At 60.7% G+C, this 23,840-nt stretch carries 19 protein-coding genes; 6 read left to right on the forward strand and 13 right to left on the reverse strand.

The features are described 5' to 3' along the window. Positions 1-23 precede the first annotated feature (23 nt). Positions 24-401, forward strand: coding sequence for a PAAR domain-containing protein (locus BBI10_RS02950; RefSeq protein WP_065986603.1), 378 nt, complete (start codon positions 24-26; stop codon positions 399-401). A gap of 28 nt (positions 402-429) precedes the next feature. Here the strand turns inward: BBI10_RS02950 and BBI10_RS02955 are convergent, their stop codons facing one another. Then, the gene (locus BBI10_RS02955) at positions 430-1,212 is read right to left on the reverse strand and encodes a ParA family protein (protein WP_065986605.1); all 783 of its coding nucleotides are present in this window, start codon (positions 1,210-1,212) and stop codon (positions 430-432) included. Positions 1,213-1,566: 354 nt separating this feature from the next. On the opposite strand from BBI10_RS02955, the gene BBI10_RS02960 reads away from it, so the two are divergent. Then, positions 1,567-2,055, forward strand: a complete 489-nt coding sequence (locus BBI10_RS02960; protein ID WP_065986606.1) for a DUF3261 domain-containing protein — start codon at positions 1,567-1,569, stop codon at positions 2,053-2,055. 64 nt (positions 2,056-2,119) lie between these two features. Here BBI10_RS02960 and BBI10_RS02965 read toward each other — a convergent pair whose 3' ends face one another. Beyond that, entirely contained in the window at positions 2,120-3,010 is an 891-nt protein-coding gene (locus BBI10_RS02965; protein ID WP_065986607.1) for a LysR family transcriptional regulator, read from the reverse strand. Positions 3,011-3,126: 116 nt separating this feature from the next. Between BBI10_RS02965 and BBI10_RS02970 the strand changes: the two genes are divergently transcribed. The 3 genes from BBI10_RS02970 (at position 3,127) to BBI10_RS02975 (ending at position 5,087) form a co-directional block, all read left to right on the forward strand. Next, complete coding sequence (locus BBI10_RS02970) at positions 3,127-4,392, forward strand: MFS transporter (RefSeq protein WP_065986608.1); 1,266 nt, start codon at positions 3,127-3,129, stop codon at positions 4,390-4,392. A 102-nt stretch (positions 4,393-4,494) separates the two neighbouring features. After that, the gene (locus BBI10_RS26400; RefSeq protein ID WP_083233002.1) at positions 4,495-4,773 is read left to right on the forward strand and encodes a type II toxin-antitoxin system RelE/ParE family toxin; all 279 of its coding nucleotides are present in this window, start codon (positions 4,495-4,497) and stop codon (positions 4,771-4,773) included. Between the two features lie 14 nt (positions 4,774-4,787). After that, positions 4,788-5,087: a HigA family addiction module antitoxin gene (locus BBI10_RS02975; protein WP_065986609.1), complete on the forward strand. Its 300-nt coding sequence runs from the start codon at positions 4,788-4,790 to the stop codon at positions 5,085-5,087. 54 nt (positions 5,088-5,141) lie between these two features. Here BBI10_RS02975 and hemE read toward each other — a convergent pair whose 3' ends face one another. The 11 genes from hemE to BBI10_RS03030 form a co-directional block, all read right to left on the reverse strand. After that, complete coding sequence (hemE, locus tag BBI10_RS02980) at positions 5,142-6,206, reverse strand: uroporphyrinogen decarboxylase (protein ID WP_065986611.1); 1,065 nt, start codon at positions 6,204-6,206, stop codon at positions 5,142-5,144. Positions 6,207-6,413: 207 nt separating this feature from the next. Continuing rightward, positions 6,414-7,832, reverse strand: a complete 1,419-nt coding sequence (locus BBI10_RS02985; protein ID WP_065986613.1) for an FAD-dependent oxidoreductase — start codon at positions 7,830-7,832, stop codon at positions 6,414-6,416. Positions 7,833-7,954: 122 nt separating this feature from the next. Further along, positions 7,955-12,400, reverse strand: coding sequence for a glutamate synthase large subunit (gltB, locus tag BBI10_RS02990; RefSeq protein WP_065986615.1), 4,446 nt, complete (start codon positions 12,398-12,400; stop codon positions 7,955-7,957). A gap of 358 nt (positions 12,401-12,758) precedes the next feature. Further along, positions 12,759-14,378, reverse strand: coding sequence for an SPOR domain-containing protein (locus BBI10_RS02995; protein WP_065986616.1), 1,620 nt, complete (start codon positions 14,376-14,378; stop codon positions 12,759-12,761). A gap of 10 nt (positions 14,379-14,388) precedes the next feature. Beyond that, positions 14,389-15,492 carry a 3-dehydroquinate synthase gene (gene aroB / locus BBI10_RS03000; protein ID WP_065986618.1) on the reverse strand — a complete coding sequence of 368 codons (1,104 nt, stop codon included), beginning with the start codon at positions 15,490-15,492 and terminating at the stop codon, positions 14,389-14,391. A gap of 130 nt (positions 15,493-15,622) precedes the next feature. After that, positions 15,623-16,141 (reverse strand): shikimate kinase AroK, encoded by a 519-nt coding sequence (aroK, locus tag BBI10_RS03005; protein WP_065986620.1) that lies wholly within the window; start codon positions 16,139-16,141, stop codon positions 15,623-15,625. A 4-nt stretch (positions 16,142-16,145) separates the two neighbouring features. After that, positions 16,146-18,224, reverse strand: a complete 2,079-nt coding sequence (pilQ, locus tag BBI10_RS03010) for a type IV pilus secretin PilQ (RefSeq protein ID WP_065986738.1) — start codon at positions 18,222-18,224, stop codon at positions 16,146-16,148. Positions 18,225-18,277: 53 nt separating this feature from the next. Further along, the gene (locus tag BBI10_RS03015) at positions 18,278-18,805 is read right to left on the reverse strand and encodes a pilus assembly protein PilP (protein WP_065986622.1); all 528 of its coding nucleotides are present in this window, start codon (positions 18,803-18,805) and stop codon (positions 18,278-18,280) included. Beyond that, positions 18,802-19,449, reverse strand: coding sequence for a type 4a pilus biogenesis protein PilO (pilO, locus tag BBI10_RS03020; RefSeq protein WP_065986624.1), 648 nt, complete (start codon positions 19,447-19,449; stop codon positions 18,802-18,804). The genes BBI10_RS03015 and pilO overlap by 4 nt, the downstream gene beginning before the upstream one ends. Then, on the reverse strand, positions 19,446-20,015 hold the full coding sequence (locus BBI10_RS03025; RefSeq protein WP_065986626.1) for a PilN domain-containing protein: 570 nt from the start codon (positions 20,013-20,015) through the stop codon (positions 19,446-19,448). The genes pilO and BBI10_RS03025 overlap by 4 nt, the downstream gene beginning before the upstream one ends. Then, positions 20,015-21,079, reverse strand: a complete 1,065-nt coding sequence (locus BBI10_RS03030) for a pilus assembly protein PilM (RefSeq protein ID WP_065986628.1) — start codon at positions 21,077-21,079, stop codon at positions 20,015-20,017. Before BBI10_RS03030 ends, BBI10_RS03025 begins: the two co-directional genes overlap by 1 nt. A 209-nt stretch (positions 21,080-21,288) precedes the next feature. On the opposite strand from BBI10_RS03030, the gene BBI10_RS03035 reads away from it, so the two are divergent. After that, positions 21,289-23,763 (forward strand): penicillin-binding protein 1A, encoded by a 2,475-nt coding sequence (locus BBI10_RS03035; protein ID WP_410928352.1) that lies wholly within the window; start codon positions 21,289-21,291, stop codon positions 23,761-23,763. Positions 23,764-23,840: the final 77 nt, after the last annotated feature.

Raw genomic sequence — 23,840 nt, forward strand, 5'->3', positions numbered from 1 at the left:
TCGGCACCCTGGAGTGGTTAGCAATGACATACGTGGTCAGAGAGGGCGATTCAACGACAACCGGCGGCGTGGTGTTGAGCGCTTCAGGCTCGCACACATGGGAGGAGCGGCGCCTGGCGCGGATGGGCGATCCGGTCTGGTGCGAGGGCTGTGCACAGATCGGCTTCATTGCCCAAGGCAATCCGACCTTCATCGACGAACTCGTCGCCGTGGCGACCCACGGACAGACGGTGCGCTGCGGCTGCGCGGAAGGCACCCATCGCCTGATCGCCAGCCAGGATCAGCTTCAGGCCGACATGGACGCGACCATCGACATTCCCAAGGACATGGCCGAAAAGGCGCGCAAGCGAGCCAAGCACATGACCCGAGCCCGTCGGGAAAGCCACGCGCCGCTGACCTGAGCCTTGATCTTGCCTCGCATCTCGTCAGTCAGCGATTCCCGGCACCCGTTTCCAGCAAATGATGCAGCTCAATAAACTGCTGAGTCAGCTTATGCCGCGGTTCCAGATGGATCAGCGGCATGTTGGCCTGGTGGGATTCACGCATCTTGATCGAGCTGGTGAGGTAGACCGGCAGCACCGGCAGCCCTTCCGCGATGAGTTCATCAAGGATCTGCTGGGGCAGGCTCGCCCGCGCCTGGAACTGGTTGACGATAATGCCCTCCACCTCCAGATCCTCGTTGTGATCTTCCTTGAGCTCTTCGATTTCTTTCAGCAGCCCGTAAAGCGCCTGACGGGAGAAACTGTCGCAGTCGAACGGAATCAGCACCCGATCCGCCGCGATCAACGCCGACACCGCGTAAAAATTCAGCGCCGGGGGCGTGTCCAGGTAGATGCGCTCGTAATCTTCGCTCAGCTCATCCAGCAGTTTGCGGAGCTTGTTGATCTTGTGCTTGGCTTCCAGCTTGGGCTGCAGATCAGCCAGCTCCGCCGTAGCGGTCACCACATGAAGGTTGTCGAAGGGCGTCTCGTAGATGTCGACCTGGTTCTTTTTAGCCCCAGGCCCGGACGACAAGGTCTGCTTGAAGAAATCGGCGATGCCCATGGGAATCTCGTCGCCAGTCAGCCCGGTCAGGTACTGCGTCGAGTTGGCCTGGGCATCAAGATCGATCAACAGCGTCCGATAACCTTCATGAGCACTGACAGCCGCCAGATTGCAGGCGATGCTGGACTTGCCAACACCGCCCTTCTGATTGAACACCACACGCCGCATGTAAGACTCCCTGTTGCTGTCTAGCTGTGAAGGATCGCCTATGACCCGATGAATGGTCCCGAGTCTAGGCAATCGCGGTGAGTAGGGCGAGTCTCTCGGAAAAATCTGACGGCAAGCACCCAGCCTGGAACATCAGAAGTCTGGTTGCACCTACAAAATGATGTCAGACGCCACTGCTCTGCCCCTAAGAGTAGTCCTCAGTAAACTCACTATTTGTTTCAACGTTTGCCTCAGTGCGCTGGCATCGAGATAATGCCCGTCACTCGGTGATGGCGCCGCGCCATAGCCTGTGTCATTTCGGCGACTCGAAGCCCGGGAATACAAATTGTCGGCACACCTGGAAGGTAAAGCTTCATGATTCGCGCTTTGTTGCTGTTATGCGTGCTGTTAGTCAGTGGCTGCGCCAGCCATGCGCCGCTGCCTGCGCAAATACCTCACATCAAATTCCCCGTGCAGCTGCAGGTCCAGCGTGAGCAAGCCAGTCAGCGCGAAGAGTGGCTGATGACGATTCAGAAGGAGCGCCACGGCCTGCGCTTCTCGTTGCTGGACACCCTCGGTACTCCCGTGGCGCGTCAGCAGCTTCGCGAAGAGCGCTGGAAGGCAGACAGCCAACTGCCCCCCAACCACGAGGCAAGGGAGCTGTTCGCCGCCGTGCTTTTCGCCCTGACGTCCCTCGAGGAAGTGCGCTTTGACTACCCTGGCGTGCAGCTGCGTCCCTATGGTCGCAGCCTGGACGATCGCTGGTTTGTCGATTACGCCTCCGCGGGTGTGTTCCGGATCAGCATGGAGAGCGGCGAACTGAAATACGTGGTCACTCCACTCCAGGGCAAGGTGAGCAAATGACGGCGTTGCCCTGCACTCTGGACCATCTGCAATAACGCCATCGGCTTCTACACCGTGCCTCGGTTCAGCCCGCCTTGCGCGTCACCAGCTCGACAAACGCCTTGGCCATGGGCGATTTCTGATCCTTGCGCTGCACCAGCCACACCGCTGACGTCGCCTGGGCATCCAGCAGCGTCCGGTACACCACCCCCTCGATGCGCATGCGTTGATAGGACGCCGGCAGCACCGTCACGCCCAGTCCGGCTGCCACCAGACCAATGATGGTCATCGCCTCGCCCGCCTCCTGGGTGAACAACGGGCTGAAACCCGCCTCCCGCGCCAGATCCAGCAACTGCGCGTAGAGCCCGCTGCCGTAGCTGCGCGGGAAGAACACAAACGGCTCACTGGCCAGTTCCCGCAAATGCATGCCGCGCTCCGAACCTTCTGCCAGCGGATGGTCCGAGCGCAGGATTGCCACCAACGGCTCGTGCAACAGCTCCACGGCGACCAGTGAATCCGGCAGCGGCAGGGGCCGCATGATGCCCACTTGCATCGACTCGTTCTCGAGCCGCTCGGCAACCTCCCGGCTGCTCATTTCCTGAAGCGCCAGGTGCACAGCGGGATAGCGCTGGCGAAACGCGAAGATGGCCTGCGGGATGCTTGAGGTGAACGGCGCGGATGCCGTAAAGCCGATCTTCAGCTCGCCCAGCTCTCCCAACTGCGCGCGCCGAGCGACGTCCGAGGCCTTCTCGACCTGCGCCAGCACCAGACGAGCTTCATCGAGGAACAACCGGCCCGCCTCGCTCAGTTCCACCCGGCGATTGGTCCGCTCAAACAGACGCGCGCCGAGCTCTTGCTCCAGCGCCTGAATCTGCTGGCTCAACGGCGGTTGAGAGATGCCGAGCGCCTGAGCGGCCCGACCAAAATGCAGCTCTTCAGCGACAGCGATGAAGTAACGCAGGTGTCGTAATTCCACAATCATTCCATTAGGTCGTCAAACCTATCAAACAGGTCGAACAATATATTGGAAGCGATCGTTAGGCGGCTATATTCTTTTGCCACTGCTCCCCGCTCTCCCGCCTGAGGTCACCCGTGAATACTGCTGCATCCCCCGCCGCATCTGCCGAGTTCGCCACAGCGGCCATTCCGTTGGGCGATTCCTACATCGAAAAGGACACGCCTGCTTTCATTCGCACGGTGCTGGCGCTGTTTTCTGGCGGTTTCGCGACGTTTGCGCTGCTGTACTGCGTGCAGCCGATGATGCCGGTGCTGTCGCGGGACTTCTCCATCAACGCCGCCCAGAGCAGCATGATTCTCTCGGTGTCCACCGCGATGCTGGCGATCGGGTTGCTCATCACCGGCCCCGTTTCCGACCGCCTCGGGCGCAAATCGGTGATGGTGTTCTCGCTGTTTTCGGCCGCCCTCTTCACCATCGCCAGCGCACTGATGCCGACCTGGGAGGGCGTGCTCATTACACGGGCGTTCGTGGGCTTGTCGCTGAGCGGCCTTGCCGCCGTTGCGATGACCTATCTCAGCGAAGAGATCCACCCGCAGCACATCGGCCTGGCGATGGGTCTGTACATCGGTGGCAACGCCATTGGCGGCATGAGCGGCCGGGTGATCACCGGGGTGTTGAGCGATTACGTCAGCTGGCACACGGCACTGTTGATCATGGGCATCATCGCGCTGGGCGCAGCCGGTGTGTTCTGGAAAATCCTGCCACCGTCGCGCAATTTCCGCGCACGACCGCTCAATGGCCGCAGCCTGCTGGAAGGCTTCGTCCTGCAGTTCCGTGACGCTGGGCTGCCGTGGCTGTTTCTGGAAGGCTTCCTGCTGATGGGCGCGTTCGTGACGCTGTTCAACTACATCGGCTACCGCTTGCTGGCAGACCCATACAACCTGAGCCAGGCCGTCGTCGGCCTGTTTTCGGTGGTGTACCTGTCCGGCATCTACAGCTCGGCGAAGATCGGCGCACTGGCCGACCAACTGGGCCGGCGCAACGTGCTGTGGGCCGTGATCGTGCTGATGCTCGTCGGCGTGGCGCTGACCCTGTTCACCCCGCTGGTGGTGGTGATCGTCGGCGTGCTGATGTTCACCTTCGGCTTCTTCGGCGCCCACTCCGTCGCCAGCAGCTGGATCGGCCGCCGCGCCATCAAAGCCAAAGGCCAGGCATCCTCGTTGTACCTGTTCAGCTACTACGTAGGCTCCAGCGTTGCCGGCACCGGCGGCGGCGTATTCTGGCACTACGCCGGCTGGAACGGCATCGGCGCCTTCATTGGCACCCTCCTGCTGATCGCCCTCGCCGTTGCGCTGAAACTGGCGAAAGTAAAACCGCTTGCGGTGAATGTGCAGGTTTGAAGGGTGTATGCGTTTTCGCACAAATCGCGGCATCGTTTCACATCTTTCGCGTCTACCTCGCCTGACAGCAAAGCGTGAATAATTGATTCACGCTTTGCTGCTATGATTAGATCTTTCAAACATAAGGGCCTTAGGGCTTTTTTCCAGACTGGAACCACAAAGGGAATTCGCCCCGATCATGCGAGACGGCTTAGCCAGATCCTTGGTGTTATGGCCTTTGCACGAAACGCTAATGACTTAGATATACCCGGTTTCAGGTTGCATCCTCTGAGGGGTGACCTGACCGGATTTTGGTCTGTATCAGTGAGCGGAAACTGGCGAATTATTTTTAGATTTATCGAGAACGACATCGAATTGGTCGACTATCTCGACTACCACTGACAGGAGTCACTGGCATGAGAATGCATAATCCTCCGCACCCTGGTGAAATCATCCAAGAGATGCTTCCGGAGATGAATATTAAAATTGCCGAAATGGCAAGGCGGCTTCACTACTCTCGCGAGATGTTGTCACGGGTCATCAATTGCCGTGCGCCGGTCAGCCCGGATCTGGCCGTCCGACTGGAACGCGCCGGTCTGAGCACTGCACGAATGTGGCTGGCATTACAGATGAGCCACGACCTCTGGCAGGCCGAGCACCGGGAGCAGCCGCCCATAAGGCCGTTGTATATCGCACCGACGATCACTGCAGCCTGAACCCCACACGAAAACGCCCGGCATGTGCCGGGCGTTTTCATAGCTGCAAAGCGCTTACTGGTGATACTTCGCCGACATTTCGTGCACCGCTTCGATGAAGGCGCCGGCATTGGCCGGGTTGACTTCGGGGGTGATGCCGTGGCCAAGGTTGAAGACGTGGCCGGTGCCGCTGCCGTAGCTGGCGAGGATGTTCGAGACTTCCTGGCGGATGGCGTTTGGGTTGGCGTAGAGCACAGTCGGGTCCATGTTGCCTTGCAGCGCGACCTTGCTGCCGACGCGGCGGCGGGCTTCGCCGATGTCGCAGGTCCAGTCCAGGCCCAGCGCATCGGCGCCCGCGTCGGCGATGCTTTCCAGCCACATGCCGCCGCCTTTGGTGAACAGGATGACCGGCACTTTGCGCCCGTCGTGCTCACGGATCAGGCCGTTGACGATCTTGCGCATGTAAGCCAGTGAGAATTCCTGATACGCCGCAGCCGAAAGGCTCCCGCCCCAGCTGTCGAAGATCTGCACCGCCTGGGCGCCTGCCAGAATCTGGCCGTTCAGGTACGCCGTGACCGATTGTGCGAGCTTGTCGAGCAGCAAGTGCATGGCCTGCGGGTTGTCGTAGAGCATGGCCTTGGATTTACGGAAGTCCTTGGACGAGCCGCCTTCGACCATATACGTCGCCAGGGTCCACGGGCTACCGGCGAACCCGATCAGCGGCACACGGCCGTTGAGCTCGCGGCGAATGGTGCTGACCGCGTCCATGACGTAGCCGAGGTCTTTCTGCGCGTCAGGGATCGGCAGCGCTTCGATGTCAGCCAGGGCGGTGACGGTTTTGCGGAAGCGCGGACCTTCGCCGGTTTCGAAGTACAGGCCCAGGCCCATGGCATCGGGAACGGTGAGAATGTCGGAGAACAGAATGGCGGCGTCGAGCGGATAGCGCTCAAGGGGCTGCAGGGTAACTTCACAGGCGAACGCCGGGTTCATGCACAAGCTCATGAAGTCTCCGGCCTTGGCGCGACTGGCGCGGTACTCCGGGAGGTAGCGGCCGGCCTGGCGCATCATCCATACAGGCGTGACGTCAACAGGCTGCTTGAGCAGGGCGCGAAGGAAACGGTCGTTCTTCAGGGCAGTCATGTCGGCATCCGGAAAAAAAGTGCGGGCATTTTCTCAGACACCAACATAAAAGGCACGGTCGGTGCCGTGCCTTTTATTTATCGGGGCGATTTGTCGCATCAATGCAGCGGCGAGCTTCAAGCGGCAAGCTTCAAGTAAAAGCAGATCAGCGTCTGCCATTAGCTTGTGGCTTGGCGCTTACCGCTTACCGCTTGCAGCTTGCGTCAACTAGACGCCCAGATAATCCAGAATCCCTTCAGCCGCGTTGCGGCCTTCAAAGATCGCCGTCACCACCAGATCAGACCCGCGCACCATGTCGCCGCCGGCGAAGATCTTCGGGTTGCTGGTCTGGTGCTTGAACTGGCCCTGCTCCGGCGCCACGACACGGCCCTGGCTGTCGACCTGGATACCCTGCGGATCGAACCACAATGCCGGGCTTGGCCGGAAGCCGAAGGCGATGACCACGGCATCCGCCGGGATGATCTCTTCGGAACCCGGAATCGGCTCCGGGCTGCGACGGCCTCGCGCATCCGGCTCGCCCAGGCGCGTTTCGACGACTTTCACGCCTTCGACCCGATCCTCGCCCACGATGGCGATGGGCTGACGGTTGTAGAGGAACCTTACGCCCTCTTCCTTGGCGTTCTTCACTTCCTTGCGCGAGCCCGGCATGTTTTCTTCGTCGCGACGATAGGCGCAGGTCACTGACTTGGCGCCCTGGCGGATCGATGTGCGGTTGCAGTCCATCGCCGTGTCACCGCCGCCCAGTACCACGACTTTCTTGCCCTTCATGTCGACGAAATCTTCCGGCGACTTTTCAAAGCCCATGTTGCGGTTGACGTTGGCGATCAGGAAATCCAGCGCGTCGTGCACGCCCGGCAAGTCTTCACCGGGGAAGCCACCCTTCATGTACGTGTACGTGCCCATGCCCATGAACACCGCGTCGTACTCTTCCAGCAACTGCTCGACGGTGATGTCCTTGCCGATCTCAGTGTTGAGGCGGAACTCGATGCCCATGCCGGTGAACACTTCGCGGCGATTGCTCAGCACGCTCTTCTCGAGCTTGAACTCGGGAATACCGAAGGTCAGCAGACCGCCGATTTCCGGGTTCTTGTCGAACACCACCGGCTTCACGCCGCCACGCACCAGAACGTCAGCGCAACCAAGACCCGCAGGCCCTGCGCCAATGATTGCCACGCGCTTGCCGTTGGGCACAACGCGGGACATGTCCGGGCGCCAGCCCATGGCGAAGGCCGTATCGGTGATGTACTTCTCGACCGAACCAATGGTCACCGCGCCGAAGCCGTCGTTGAGGGTGCACGCGCCCTCGCACAGACGATCCTGCGGGCACACACGGCCGCAAACTTCCGGCAGGGTGTTGGTCTGGTGCGACAGCTCGGCGGCCGCGAGGATGTTGCCCTCGGAGACCAGCTTCAGCCAGTTGGGAATGAAGTTATGCACAGGGCATTTCCATTCACAGTACGGGTTGCCGCAACCCAGGCAACGGTGCGCCTGATCGGCGGACTGCTGAGGCTTGAAAGGTTCGTAGATCTCCACGAACTCTTTCTTGCGCTGACGCAGCAGTTTCTTCTTCGGATCTTTACGCCCGACTTCGATGAACTGGAAGTCGTTACTGAGACGTTCAGCCATGGTGTTAGAACTCCTGACTACAGCCCCAAGCGCCACGCTTGGAGCTGCAAGAAAATCATGTTCGCAGGCACTCGCGCGCTGCCGTTAACTTGCGGCTTGAAGCTTGCCGCTCGCAGCTGCTGTTATTGCGGATTCGCGCGGGTGCTGGACAACAGCGACTTCAAGTTGGCGGCCTTCGGCTTCACCAGCCAGAAGCGGCGCAGGTAGTCGTCCAGGTTTTCCCAGAGATTGCGGCCCCATTCACTGTCGGTTTCGGTCACGTATTCGGCCAGCACGCGCTCCAGATGGCTGCGATAGGCTTCCATCGCTTCGCCGCTGATGCGCTGGATCTCGACCAGTTCGTGGTTGACCCGGTCAACGAAGGTGTTGTCCTGGTCGAGCACGTAGGCGAAGCCGCCGGTCATGCCTGAGCCGAAGTTGTAGCCGGTCTTGCCCAGCACGCAGACGAAACCGCCGGTCATGTATTCGCAGCAGTGATCGCCCGTGCCTTCCACAACGGTGTGAGCGCCGGAGTTACGCACCGCGAAACGCTCACCTGCCGTGCCCGCCGCGAACAGCTTGCCGCCGGTCGCGCCGTACAGGCAGGTGTTACCGATGATGGCGCTGTCCTGGGTCTTGAACGGGCTGCCTTTCGGCGGCACGATCACCAGCTTGCCAGCGGTCATGCCTTTGCCGACGTAGTCGTTGGCGTCGCCTTCCAGGTACATGTTCAGACCGCCTGCGTTCCACACGCCAAAGCTCTGACCGGCCGTGCCCTTGAAGCGGAAAGTCACCGGCGCGTCGTTCATGCCCTGGTTGCCGTGGAGCTTGGCGATTTCGCCGGAAATCCGCGCACCGATGGAGCGGTCGCAGTTGCAGATATCCAGTTCGTAGTCGCCGCCGCTCTTGGCCTGAATGGCAGAGATCGCCAGTTCCACCATCTTCTCGGCCAGCAGGCCTTTGTCGAACGGCGGGTTGCGATCAACCTGGCTGAACTGCGGTTTGTCGGCCGGAATGTGGTCGCTGCCCAGCAGGGGCGTCAGGTCCAGATGCTGCTGCTTGGCGGTTTCACCCGGCAGGATGTCCAGCAGGTCGGTACGCCCGATCAGCTCTTCCAGCGAACGAACGCCCAGCTTCGCCAGCCACTCGCGGGTTTCTTCAGCCACGTAGGTGAAGAAGTTGATCACCATGTCGACGGTGCCGATGTAGTGGTCCTTGCGCAGCTTGTCGTTCTGGGTCGCGACGCCGGTGGCGCAGTTGTTCAGGTGGCAGATGCGCAGGTATTTGCAGCCCAGCGCGATCATTGGCGCCGTACCAAAGCCGAAGCTTTCGGCGCCAAGGATGGCTGCCTTGATCACATCCAGGCCGGTTTTCAGGCCGCCGTCCGTCTGTACCCGGACCTTGCCGCGCAGGTCGTTGCCGCGCAGGGTCTGGTGGGTCTCGGCCAGGCCGATTTCCCATGGCGAGCCCGCGTATTTGATCGACGACAGCGGCGACGCACCAGTGCCGCCGTCATAGCCGGAAATGGTGATCAGGTCGGCGTAGGCCTTGGCCACACCGGCCGCAATCGTGCCCACGCCTGCTTCAGCCACCAGCTTGACCGAGACCAGCGCGGCCGGATTGACCTGCTTGAGGTCAAAGATCAGCTGCGACAAGTCTTCGATGGAGTAGATGTCGTGGTGCGGCGGCGGCGAAATCAGCGTCACGCCCGGCACTGCGTAACGCAGCTTGGCGATCAGGCCGTTGACCTTGCCGCCCGGCAATTGACCACCCTCGCCCGGCTTGGCGCCCTGGGCGACTTTGATCTGCAGCACGTCGGCGTTGACCAGGTACTCAGGCGTTACGCCAAAACGGCCGGTCGCGATCTGTTTGATCTTGGAGCTGCGGATGGTGCCATAGCGCGCCGGATCTTCGCCGCCCTCACCGGAGTTGGAGCGCGCGCCCAGACGGTTCATCGCCTCGGCCAGCGCTTCGTGGGCTTCCGGCGACAGCGCGCCCAGCGAGATACCCGCCGAGTCGAAGCGCTTCAAAATGGCTTCAAGCGGTTCGATTTCATCGATGCCCAGCGGCGTGTCGAGCTCTCTGACCTTGAGCAGGTCACGGATCATCGACACCGGACGGTTGTCCACCAGCGCTGTGTATTCCTTGAATTTAGCGTAATCACCCTGCTGAACGGCGGCTTGCAGCGTCGCCACCACATCAGGGTTATAGGCGTGGTATTCGCCACCGTAGACAAACTTCAGCAGCCCGCCCTGCTGGATCGGCTTGCGCGCGCTCCAGGCTTCGAAGGCCAGAGCTTTCTGCTCGGCTTCGATATCGACGAAACGCGCGCCCTTGATGCGGCTCGGCACGCCACGGAAGCTCAGGTCACAGACTTCTTCCGACAGGCCAATGGCTTCGAAAAGCTGCGCGCCACGGTACGAAGCGACGGTCGAGATGCCCATCTTCGACAGGATCTTCAGCAGGCCTTTGGTGATGCCTTTGCGGTAGTTCTTGAAGACTTCGTACAGATCGCCCAGCACTTCGCCGGTACGGATCAGGTCGCCCAGCACCTCGTACGCCAGGAACGGATAGACCGCCGAGGCGCCGAAGCCGATCAGCACGGCGAAATGGTGCGGATCGCGTGCTGTTGCGGTCTCGACCAGGATGTTGCTGTCGCAGCGCAGGCCTTTTTCGGTCAAACGGTGATGCACCGCACCGGTGGCCAGCGACGCGTGAATCGGCAGTTTGCCCGGCGCGATATGGCGGTCGCTCAAGACGATCTGGGTCTTGCCCGAACGCACGGCCTCTTCAGCCTGATCGGCGATGTTACGCACGGCCGCTTCCAGGCCCATGGCTTCGTCGTAGTTCAGGTCGATGATCTGACGATCAAAGCCCGGACGATCCAGGGTCATCAGCGAGCGCCACTTGGCCGGGGAAATGACCGGCGAGCTGAGGATCACGCGAGACGCGTGCTCCGGCGACTCCTGGAAAATGTTGCGCTCGGCACCGAGGCAGACTTCCAGCGACATGACGATGGCTTCGCGCAGCGGGTCGATCGGCGGGTTGGTGACCTGCGCGAACTGCTGACGGAAATAGTCGTAAGGCGTGCGGACACGACGCGACAAGACCGCCATCGGCGTGTCATCGCCCATGGAGCCGACCGCTTCCTGACCCTGCTCACCCAGTGGGCGCAGGATCTGATCACGCTCTTCGAACGTGACCTGGAACATCTTCATGTACTGCTTGAGCTGATCCGGGTTGTAGAACGCCGAACCGTGGTCGTGGTCTTCCAGCGTCGCCTGAATACGCAGGGCGTTTTTGCGCAGCCACTGCTTGTACGGGTGGCGCGACTTCAGACGGCTGTCGATGGCATCGGTATCGAGGATTTGCCCGGTTTCGGTGTCCACGGCGAAGATCTGGCCCGGACCGACACGGCCCTTGGCGATAACGTCTTCCGGCTTGTAGTTCCACACGCCGATTTCCGACGCGAGGGTGATGTAGCCGTTCTTGGTGGTGACCCAGCGCGCAGGGCGCAGGCCGTTACGGTCCAGCAGGCAGACCGCATGGCGACCTTCGGTCATGACGATGCCGGCCGGGCCGTCCCACGGTTCCATGTGCATGGAGTTGAATTCGTAGAACGCGCGCAGATCCGGGTCCATGGTTTCGACGTTCTGCCACGCCGGCGGCACGAGCATGCGCACGCCACGGAACAGGTCGATGCCACCGGTCACCATCAGCTCGAGCATGTTGTCCATGCTCGAAGAGTCGGAACCCACGCGGTTGACCAGCGGGCCCAGCTCGTCGAGGTCCATCAGGTCGTTGGTGAACTTGGTGCGACGGGCCTGGGCCCAGTTGCGGTTACCGGTGATGGTGTTGATCTCGCCATTGTGCGCGAGGAAGCGGAACGGCTGTGCCAGCGGCCATTTCGGCAGGGTGTTGGTCGAGAAGCGCTGGTGGAACACGCAGATCGCGGTTTGCAGGCGTTCGTCGTTGAGGTCCGGGAAGAATGCCGTGAGGTCACGCGGCATCATCAGGCCTTTGTAGATGATGGTCTTGTGGGAAAAGCTGCAGATGTAGTGGTCAGTGTCGGCGGCGTTGGCCACCGAGGAGCGACGACGTGCGCAGAACAGCTTGATTGCGAATTCCTGATCGCTCAGGCCTTCGCCGCCGATGAACACCTGCTCGATCTTCGGCAGACGCTCAAGGGCCAGACGACCCAGGACGCTGGTGTCGATCGGCACCTGGCGCCAGCCGATCAGGGTCAGGCCGGCCGCCAGGATTTCACGGTTCATGTTTTCGCGGGCGGCTTCGGCCCTGGCGTCGTCCTGATTGAGGAAGACCATGCCAGCGCAATACTGACGCGGCAGGTCAACGCCGAAATGCTCGGTGGCCACTGCACGCAGGAAGGTGTCCGGTTTTTGCATCAACAGCCCGCAACCGTCACCGGTCTTGCCGTCGGCGTTGATACCACCACGGTGGGTCATGCAGGTCAGGGCTTCGATAGCCGTCTGCAACAGGTGATGACTGGGCTCGCCTTGCATATGGGCGATCAGGCCGAAACCACAGTTATCCTTGAATTCTTCTGGATGGTACAGACCTGCTTTCATAGACACATTCTCACCAGGCTGCCCCTTAACGAGGCAAATTTCTTTTCAATTCAACCATTTACCATCCACGCCGAACGTATGCCGGCTTTGCGGGAGCAAAAGGGAGGTCATTGTACACAGCGACACAAGTCCTCACAAATTTGACGACGAAGTGTCGCAAATTTATGTCGCATTCATGAAAGGTTTTATATCGATTCTCGTGCTACCCAGAGCTTTTTTGCGAGTCTGACCAATGAGAGCCCGAAGATCAATGCGCGTCTGAGACGCAGACACCGCAAGGCGCGCTGCTCGTTGGCAGCACGCTCATGCGTGATATCGGGAGGGCCAAGCGAGGGACCTGGATAAGGTCCCTGCGTCATCAGCGGGCGGCGGCGAGTTCCTGTTGGATACTGCCGACAGTACGAGGCCAAGGTTTACCAGCCTGAACCTTCTCTGGCAAGGCCTTGATAGCGGTCAGTGCCGCATTGCGGTCTGCGAAGCTGCCGTACGTCACCACGAACAGAGGCTTGCCCTGCAGGGTTTTCTTGAAGTAACGGTACTCGGCGCCCTGCTCTTTCACGTAGCTCTGAGCGGTGGCTTCGGAGCTGGTGCCGAGGATCTGCACCACGTAATGCGTCGGTGCCTGACCCGCATACCAGCCGCTGCCCGCCGCGCCAGACGCTGCAGCTGCCGGCTTGGCCGCCGGTGCCGGGGCAGGTTTGGCGGTGGCCACCTGGGTCGGCGCCGGCGCAGGTTTCGCGGCAGGGGCCGGAGCGGGCGTCGGCTTGGCGGCCGGGGCCGGACGCGTTGCCGGGACCGGCTGCTGCGCCACGGTCGGCGCAGGACTTGCCGTCGCGCCCACCGGTGGCGCAGTGGTGGTCACGGTCGGCGGCTGCAGCGATTGATTAGCCGCAGGACCGCCATCTTCGCCATCACCCTCGCCCGAGCCCGCAGCTTCAGCCAGCGGCGCGCGGGTCGCAGGCTGCGAGCCATTCATGGGCAGCGGCATCGGTTGCGAATTACCGGCGAACTCGATGGCCGGGCCACCGTTGTTCGATTGTTGCGCAGGCGCCTGGCCCTGACCCAGAGGCAGTTGAGCCTGAGAGTTGGCTGGCGCCGTGGCAGGAGCGTTGCTGCGGCCTGGAATCAGCCACGCCGCGAGAACGGCCGCGACAACAACCCCACCCAAAGCCAACACGTGTTTCTTAGGCATTTTGAACCCCATACTTGGACGCTTGACCGCAGAGCGGCTGGCAATCATGGCTTCGATCATCGAATCGCGCGCGACCTGGTTGATCGCGCCTGGCCATCCACCGGACTGCTCGTGGATATCAGTGATCTGCGCGGCGCTGAACAACTCAACACCCTGCCCTGCGCCTTCGAGACGCTGAGCCAGATACTCACGGGTTTCTTCTTCGGTATACGGCGCCAGCTCGATAACGTGGAAGCGTTCTTCCTCGGTACCGCTCTCGGCGCACAGCTGATCCAGGCGATCAATGATCGAAGCCTCGCCGAACAGGAAGACATGCGGACGCCCTTCCGGGGTGCCTGCTGCCAATCCCAACAACGCTTCGAGTGCGGATTCGCCCAGTTGTTCGGCATCGTCCACCAGGATGTAGACTTCCTGGCCGGTCAGCGCCAGCTGCACGACTTGCGCCAGGATCGGACGCATTTCCGCTTGAGCAACGTTCAGCGCCTGAGCAACCTGGCGCAACACGCCCGTCGCATCACCGGCGCCGCGCGCCGACACCACAACGCTCTGCACCGACTGCTTGTTGGTGCTCGCCACCAGCGCCTGACGCAACAGCGTTTTGCCGCTGCCCTGAGGCCCGGTCACGACCAGCAGCAGCTGGCTGTAGCGCGCGAGGTGATGCAGCTGGCCCAGCACGGGCTTGCGCTGTGCGGGGAAGAACTTGAAGCCGGGAACCCGCGTTGCAAAGGGGTCATGACTCAACTGGTAATGACCGAGGAAGGCCTCATCGGCGTGCAAACTAGTCATGGATTTCTCATTAACCTCTAAGCTGATCCACCAAGGCGCGGTAGTCCGCGACCAGTGTGGCCTGTAGTACTTCTTGTGGATATTCGTCAGTTACCACTGCTTCACCGATGCGACGCAACAGCACCAGGCGCAGACGACCGTCAATGACCTTTTTGTCCACCGCCATGTGCTCGAGGAAATGCTCGGGCGTCATGTCTTGCGGCGGAACCACCGGCAAGCCGGCGCGCTGAAAAATACGTATGCCGCGGTCACGTTCCTGCTCGGTGATCCAGCCCAGACGCGCCGACATTTCCAGCGCCATCACCGTGCCTGCCGCCACCGCCTCGCCGTGCAGCCACACGCCGTAACCCATGTGGGTTTCGATGGCATGGCCGAAGGTGTGGCCGAGGTTCAGCGTGGCACGCACGCCGGACTCGCGCTCATCGGCGCCAACGACAGCCGCCTTGGCGGCGCACGAGCGCTCGATTGCCCTCGTCAGTGTGACCTGATCCAGCCCGCGCAGCTTGTCCATGTTCTCTTCGAGCCACGTCAGGAACGGTTCGTCACAGATCAAACCGTATTTGATGACCTCGGCAAGACCGGCGGACAGTTCGCGTTCAGGCAGGGTGTTCAGCGACAACGTGTCGATTAGCACCGCATTGGGCTGATAGAAAGCACCCACCATGTTTTTGCCCAGCGGGTGATTGATGCCGGTTTTGCCACCGACCGAAGAATCGACCTGGGAGAGCAGTGTGGTCGGCACTTGAATGAATTCGACGCCGCGCTGGTAACAGGCAGCCGCAAAGCCGGCCATATCACCGATAACGCCTCCGCCCAGCGCAATCACCGTGGTGCGGCGGTCGTGGCGTGCGGTGAGCAACGCGTCGAAGATGGTTTGCAGGGTTTCCCAGTTCTTGAAGGCTTCACCGTCGGGAAGCACGATCGGCAAGACGCTGTAACCGGCGAGGGATCGGGTGAGGCGTTCCATGTAGAGCGGCGCAACGGTGGCGTTGGAGACGATCGCCACCTGTTTACCGGCAATGTACGGCTTGAGCAACTCGGGCTGATCCAGCAAGCCTTCGCCGATATGGATCGGGTAGCTGCGTTCGCCAAGCTCGACCTTGAGTGTCTGCATGTGTCCCCACGCTGTTAACAATTGGTTGCCTGTGCACGTCTTGAAAAACGCCAACACCGGCTATGGCGCAAGGCCATGTAGCGACCCCACTTTTTATGGTCGCCGAGGATAGCGCATTTCCGTCTGCGCTTTAACGGGGAGGAAGCTCGGCCAGCAGAGCGAGGATGTCGATAACCACCATTCGCGGGGGCCGCTCATCGGTTTCGATGATGACATCGGCGATCTCGCGGTACAGCGGATCGCGGATAGCCAGCAGTTCGCGCAGCACCCGGGCCGGGTCAGCCGTGCGCAACAATGGGCGATTGCGATCCCGCGAGGTCCGGCCCACCTGCTGCTCAACGGAAGCGTGCAAATACACCACCCGACCACCGGCATGCAGGGCGCGGCGATTTTCTTCGCGCATGACTGCGCCTCCGCCGGTGGCCACGACTACGCCATCCAGTGCGGAGAGCTCGGCAATCATCGCCTGTTCACGATCACGAAAACCCGCCTCGCCTTCCTTGTCGAAGATCCAGGGAATATTGGCGCCCGTTCGCAGCTCGATTTCCTTGTCGGAATCCTTGAACGGCAGTCGAAGCTCTTTGGCCAGCAAGCGGCCGATGGTGCTTTTACCAGCCCCCATCGGCCCCACAAGAATTAAATTTCGCACAGAATCAACGACTCACAGCAATCGCCTGGTTGTTCATGATACGCGGAGTGAGAAACACCAACAGCTCGGATTTTGACTCCGAAACCACATCGCGCCGGAAAAGGCGGCCAACATACGGCACATCGCCTAAAAATGGCACCTTGTCGACGACTTTACTCTGCGTATTCGAGAACACGCCACCAATTACGATGGTCTCGCCATCGGCCACCAGCACCTTGGCGTTGACTTCGTTTTTCTTGATCGGTGGCACACCCAGCACCGTATTCACGTAGTCAGGCTCATCTTTCGTGACCTTAACCTCCATGATGATGCGGTTGTCAGGCGTGATCTGCGGGGTCACTTCCAGGGACAGCGACGCCTCTTTGAACGACACCGACGTCGCGCCGCTGGAACTGGCCTCCTGATACGGCACTTCCGTACCTTTCAGGATTTTCGCGGTTTCCTTGTCCGAGGTAACGACCTTGGGCTGCGAGACCACTTCGCCGTTGCCGCTCTTCTCCATCGCCGTCAGTTCGAGATCGAGAATCGTGTTGTTAGTCAGGAAGCCCAGGCCGATCGACGAAGTGGCGTCGGTTACGCCCATGTCGACGTAAGGGCCATTGGTCGCCGAGGCGCCTGTCACCGTGCCACTGCCGCCGGTGGTGAAATTGCCCTTGCTGCTCGAACCACCCCAGCGCACGCCCAGAGACTTGTCGTAATCGACGTTGGCCTCGACGATGCGCGCCTCGATCATCACTTGGCGCACCGGAATGTCCAGTTGCGAAACGATGCGGCGCAGCTCGTCCAGACGGTCCTGGGTCTGGTAGGCAATGATGTTGTTGGTGCGCTCATCGACCGTAATCGAACCGCGCTCATCGGTCTTCGATTCAGCGCTGGTGACCGACTGGAACAGCTTGGCGATGTCGGCCGCCTTGGCGTAGTTAACCTGCAGCAATTCGCGACGCAGTGGGGCCAACTCGGAAATCTGCTTCAGGGACTCCAGCTCTTGACGCTCCCGCGCGGCGATCTCGTCGGCCGGACCGACCAGCAATACGTTGCCGATCTTGCGCTTGTCCAGGCCTTTGGTCTTGAGCACCAGATCCAGCGCCTGATCCCACGGTACGTTTTGCAGGCGAAGGGTGATGCCGCCCTGAACGGTGTCGCTGGCCACCAGATTGAGGTTGGTGAAATCAGCGATCAGTTGCAGCACCGAACGCACGTCGATGTCCTGGAAATTCAGCGACAGCTTCTCGCCGGTGTAGACCAGTTTTTCCGAATTGCGGCGCTCCTGATCTTCGTTGGTCAGGGGACGCACGCTGATGGTCAGCTTGTTATCGGTCTGGTAGGCGGAGTAGTCGAACGCGCCGGACGGCTCGATGGAAATACTGGCCTTGTCACCCGTGGCGCTGGAATTGACGAACTGCACCGGGGTCGCGAAATCCTTGACGTCCAGACGTACGCGCAGGGGTTCAGGCAACTGGGTTTTGGCGAAGTCGACGCGGATCTTGCCGCCCTGCTCCTGAATGTCCGGGGCAATGCCGGTGTCGCTCAGCTCGATGATGACGTTGCCTTCACCCAACTCGCCGCGCTGGAAGTCGACGTTTTTCACCGACCGTGGGCCTGGCGCGTACGAGCGGGCAACAGGTTTTGCCGATTGCGCGGCAGGCACACTCACTCGCGCCGCGCCCATGGCGGTACTTGGCTGCGAGCCCTGGGCCGCAGCAGCGCCCTGGCCCACGACGACGAACAGGTTGTTGCCGTCGACACGCGAGCTATAGGGCGCGAGCGTGGTGAGGTTGATGATCACCCGCGTGCGGTCCTTGGCTTCGACGACCACAACGCTGTGGGCGTTGCCTGAACCCAGGTCACGGCTTTTGATCGCCAGTTGGCTGGTCACCCCAGGCAGGTCCAGCGCGATTCGTGCCGGCTGCTCGGTGGTGTAGCCGCGCGGCGCCGCCACCGGACCGTCGAAGGACAGTTTCAGTTCGACTCGATCCCCCGGCAATGCGGCGACATCCAGCGTCTTGAGGTTAGCCGCCTGGACAACCGGTGAAAGCATCGCCATCCCTAGCGACAGGCCGATAATCGAAAGAATCCTGTTCATGTTCACATTCCACCACTGTGCAGATCCGAAGGTGCTTCGCTTGCTTGCCGTCTTCATGAGCGTTCCTTGAGGGAAATACTGAGCGGTCGCTCAAGCCACGCGCCCTCTCCATCCGGAACGATTTCCATCACTTGCACCGCCGAGTCGGTGATCGCCGTAATCCGGCCATCGTTACGCCCCAGGTAATCGCCCACTTTCACCCGATGCACGCCACCCGCCCCGCGAAGCAGCGCGAACGTGCCGGTTTCATTGCTCAACGTGCCGACCATCTCGAAGGAATCGATGTTGAAGCCTTCGAGAAACTGCTTCACCCGCGTCGGATCCGGCTGCACCAGGTGCGAGCCCTTCGGACGGTTAACCAGATCGATCTTGATCGGCGGCTGAAACGGACTGCGCAAACTGGCCGCCGCATAGGTAAAGGCCTCATACGGCCGGAATTTGGGCATCGGCTCGATGGTGCCAACCGGCCGTGCGCGTACCTCGGCCATGAACTGCTTGAGATCGTCAAATTCATTCGAGCTGTCGCAACCCGCGAGCCCCATCAGCGTGACGCCGACGCACAACCAACGCATCGCCCTCATTTCGCCGGCCCTTTCGTATCAACGTTCTGAAGACCTTTGTCGTTATAGCGATAGGTCTTGGCAAGGATGCTCATGCGCAGCTTTCCGGGGGACTTGGCGTCCAGCGGTTTTATCTCGAAGTCATGCAGCGTCACGATTCGTGGCAGGCTGGCGACGCCACTGGCGAAGGTCGCGAGGTCGTGATAACTGCCTGTGACGGTAATCTGGATCGGCAATTCAATATAAAACTGCTGAGCCTCTTCAGGGAGCAGCTTGATCTCCTCGAACTCCAGGCCGCTGCCCAGACCGGTGCGGGTGATGTCTTCAAGCAGACCGGGGACTTCAGTGTCGCTCGGCAACTGCCGCAGCAAGGCGCCGAAGGTGTTTTCCATCTCCACCATCTGGCTCTTGTAGGCCGCGAGGTTGGCAGCCTGGTAGGCCTTGGTCGCGAACTGCTCTTTCAGCGCCGTCTCTTCGCCACGGGCCTGATCGAGCTGAGTCTGCATGTCCTGGATATAGAAGAAGTACCCACCGGCCAGCACCAGCGCCAGCAACAGCGCGCCGGCAATGGTCTTGACCGCAGCAGGCCATGAACCCAGGTTATTGATGTCCAGGTCGTTAAGGTCGATCTTTTTGAGGCTATCGAGCCAATCATTCATGCTCATGGCTTGATCCCCTCAACGGCTGGCTGCGTCTGGCGCACCGTCAACTGAAAGGTGTTGGTCTGATCCACGCCACCCGCCGCAGTGTTCGCCTTGACCTCGGTCAGACTCGGCGACTCCAGCCAGTCAGAGGCATCCAGATTCCGCAGCAGGTCCGACACCCGGTTATTGGATTCGGCAGCGCCGGAAATGCTGATCATCTGGCCGGTCATCTTCACGTCGTTGAAATAGACGCCATCGGGGAGGGTACGAGCCATCTGATCGAAGATGCGCCCGATGATCGGCCGGTTGCCCTGCAGGTCCTGAATAATCTTCATCCGCTCCAGCAATTGTTTGCGACGCGCCTTGAGCTCACTGATCTCTTTGATGCGCGCGTCGAGCTGGACGATTTCGGTCCTGACGAATTGATTGCGGGCGTTCTGATGGGCGATGGCACTGCTCAAATATTGATCAGCCAAAAGAATGGCGCCGATGCCCAGCACCAGCACACCGGCCAGCGCCAGAATGAAGCGCTTCTTGCGCTCCTCGCGCTGCTGCTCACGCCAGGGAAGTAAGTTGATCCGTGCCATCAGTCGAAGCTCCTCAGGGCCAGACCGCACGCGATCATCAGTGCAGGCGCATCGCTGGCGAGCGCGCCGGCGTTGACCTTGACGCTCAGCGCCATGTCAGCAAAGGGGTTTGCCACCAGCGTTGGCGTGCCCAGGCGTTCCTGGATCAGCCGATCAAGACCGGAAATAGAGGCGGTGCCGCCGGCCAGCATGATGTAATCAACGCGGTTGTACTGGCCGGCTGCGAAGAAAAACTGCAGCGAACGGGACACCTGCTGCACCACGGCGTCTTTGAACGGCTGCAGGACTTCCATGACGTAGTCGTCGGGGAGCCCGCCCTGCTTTTTCGCAAGCCCGGCCTCGCTGACGGACAAACCATAACGGCGCTGGATTTCTTCGGTGAGCTGGCGACCGCCAAATAATTGTTCGCGGGTATAAATGATGCGGCCGTTGTGCAGCACGCTGAGGGTGGTCATGGTCGCGCCGATGTCGATGACGGCGACCGTCAACTGCTCGTGGTCCTGGCCCAGTTGCGCAGACAACAGACCGAACGAGCGCTCCAAGGCATAGGCTTCGACATCAACGACGCGAGCGGTCAGCCCGGCCAGTGCCAGCGCGGCTTCGCGCACTTCTACGTTTTCCTTGCGGCAAGCGGCCAGCAATACTTCGACGCGTTCGGGATTACGCGTCGAGTAGCCTTGGACTTCGAAATCGATGGCGACTTCTTCCAGCGGATAGGGAATGTACTGGTCGGCCTCGATCTTGAGCTGGTTTTCCATCTCGTCGTCGGAAAGGCCTGCGTCCATCTCGATGGTCTTGGTAATAACAGCCGAACCTGCAACGGCAACCGCCGCGATTTTGACGTTACTCTTGGCTTTTACCAGCAGACGCGTCAAAGCACTGCCGACACCTTCGAGCTCCGCGATGTTCTTTTCGACCACTGCGTTGGCCGGCAGCGGTTCGACCGCATAAGACTCGACCTTGTAACGGTTGCCGGACCGACTTAGCTCCAGGAGCTTGACCGAGGTGGAGCTAATATCGATCCCTAGAAGGGTGTTGGCCTTCTTACTGAAGAGTTCGAACACAACCGATTCCCTATGCGTTTCCGTCACTTACGGATGATTTCTAGTCCAGTGCCACTGTCGGCTGACTTGACAGTAGCGCAAATAACGCTCGACGACGAAAAATGCTTATAATGCCCAGCGTTTTTTTCGTGTAGCGAAGCTTCAAGGCGTGTTCATTTGTAAATGCCTGCGTCTAACTCATTCTTTTTTCTGGAAATCCAAAAGCCTTGATACGCCTGCTGAAGTTTGTCTGGTGGTCCATCGTCGCGGTCGTCTGCGGGCTGGTGCTCGGCCTGAGCGGCGCCTTCCTCTACTTGGCCCCGAACCTGCCCTCGGTCGATGCGCTGCGCAATATCCAGCTGCAGATCCCGCTGCGAGTGTTCAGCAGCGACGGCAAGCTGATTGCAGAGTTCGGCGAAATGCGCCGCTCTCCCATCCGTTTCGCCGACATTCCCCCCAATTTCATTCACGCCTTGCTGTCTGCCGAAGACGATAACTTCGAGAACCACTACGGCGTGGACCCGAGCAGCCTGATGCGCGCGGCCAGCCAGCTGGTCAAGAGCGGTCACATTCAGTCCGGCGGCTCGACCATCACCATGCAGGTCGCGAAAAACTATTTCCTGACCAGCGAGCGCAGTTTTTCGCGCAAAACCACCGAGATCCTCTTGGCCTTGCAAATCGAGCGCCAACTTACCAAGGACGAGATTCTCGAGCTGTACGTCAACAAGATCTATCTGGGTAACCGGGCTTACGGCATCGAGGCCGCAGCACAGGTGTACTACGGCAAATCCATCCGCGACCTGAGCGTCGCGCAGATGGCAATGATTGCCGGTCTGCCCAAGGCGCCGTCACGATTCAACCCACTGGCCAACCCGGTGCGCGCCAAAGAGCGCCGCGACTGGATTCTGGGCCGCATGTTCAAGCTGGGGAAAATCGACCAGAACACCTACCAGACCGCCCTTGTCGAGCCGATCAACGCCAGCTACCACGTTCAGAGCCCTGAAGTGAACGCGCCCTATATCGCTGAAATGGCGCGCGCCGAAATGGTGGGTCGTTATGGCAGCGCAGCCTACACAGAAGGCTTCCGGGTCACCACTACCGTGCCGAGCGGCTTGCAGGAAGACGCCAACAAGGCGGTGCAGGACGGTCTGATCGAATACGACCAGCGCCATGGCTATCGCGGGCCTGAGAGCCGATTCCCCGGCCTGACCCGCGAGGGCTGGGTGCAGGAACTGAGCAAACAGCGTCCGATCAGCGGTCTGGAGCCGGCCATCGTCACCCAGGTCGACAAGACCGGCATTCGCGTACTGACCCGCAGCGGCGAGAACGAAGAAACCGTCGCCTGGGACAGCATGAAGTGGGCCAAGGCGTTCCTGAACACCAACAGCGTCGGTGCCAATCCCAAGCAGCCTGGCGATGTGGCCCATGTCGGCGATCTGGTGCGTTTGCAGCGTCAGCCGGACAACTCGCTCAAGTTCAGCCAGCTTCCGGTGGCGCAGAGCGCGCTGGTTTCGCTGGATCCGCAGAACGGCGCGATTCGCGCGCTGGTCGGCGGTTTCGCGTTCGAGCAGAGCAACTACAACCGGGCAATGCAGGCCAAGCGTCAGCCGGGCTCCAGCTTCAAACCGTTCCTGTACTCGGCAGCGCTGGATAACGGCTACACCGCCGCCAGCCTGGTCAACGACGCGCCGATCGTGTTCGTCGACGAAACCATCGACAAGGTCTGGCGCCCGAAGAACGACACGGGCACCTTCCTCGGTCCGATTCGGCTGCGCGAGGCGTTGTACAAGTCGCGTAACCTCGTGTCGATCCGCCTGCTGCAAAGCCTGGGCGTGAACACGGCCATCAACTACATCACGCGCTTTGGCTTCAACAAACAGGACTTGCCGCCCAACCTTTCCCTGGCCCTGGGCACAGCCACCCTGACGCCGATGGAAATCGTCGGCGGCTGGAGTGCGTTTGCCAACGGCGGCTACAAGATCAGCCCGTACCTCATCCAGAAGATTGAGGACCGTGAAGGCAAAACCCTGTTCGTCGCCAACCCGCCGACGGTGCCCGCCAATGACCCGAATCCGAAAGCGGTCAGCGAAGCGGCCATCAGCAGCGCATCGACCTATGCAGCGCCAGACACGCCACCGCTGACTGCCAACGTTGTGCCGAACGCACTGGATACTTCGGGCGCAGCGCCGGCCCCGGTGGTCGCGGAGCGGATTGTTGACGGTCGCACGGTTTACATCCTCAACAGCATGCTGCAGGACGTGATCAAGCGCGGCACCGGTCGCCGCGCCCTGGCCATGAACCGTCCGGACATCGCAGGCAAAACCGGTACCACCAACGAATCAAAAGATGCGTGGTTCACGGGATACAACGCTGACTACGTGACCACGGTCTGGACCGGTTTCGATCAGCCTGAAAGCCTCGGTCGTCATGAGTTCGGCGGCACGGTCGCGCTGCCGATCTGGATGAAGTACATGAGCGCCGCGCTGAAGGACAAGCCGCCACACGTTCAGGCAGAACCGGACGGCATCCTTAGCCTGCGCATCGATCCGGTCAGTGGCCGCTCTGCGACGCCAAGCACGCCGGGTGCGTTCTTCGAGCTGTTCAAGAGCGAAGACACGCCGCCTAGCGTGAACGAACTCGGCGGCAGCCCACCCCCAGGCAGCCCGCTGCCAGCGGACGAATCGGCGCCGATCGATCTGTTCTAGGGGAGCAGCCGCAAGCCTCAAGCGGCAAGCTCCAAGTAAAAGCAGCGGCGATCAGTTGCACTGCTGGTAGCCTCCAG

The organism is Pseudomonas graminis (assembly GCF_001705435.1).
GTDB classification, from domain to species: domain Bacteria; phylum Pseudomonadota; class Gammaproteobacteria; order Pseudomonadales; family Pseudomonadaceae; genus Aquipseudomonas; species Aquipseudomonas graminis_B.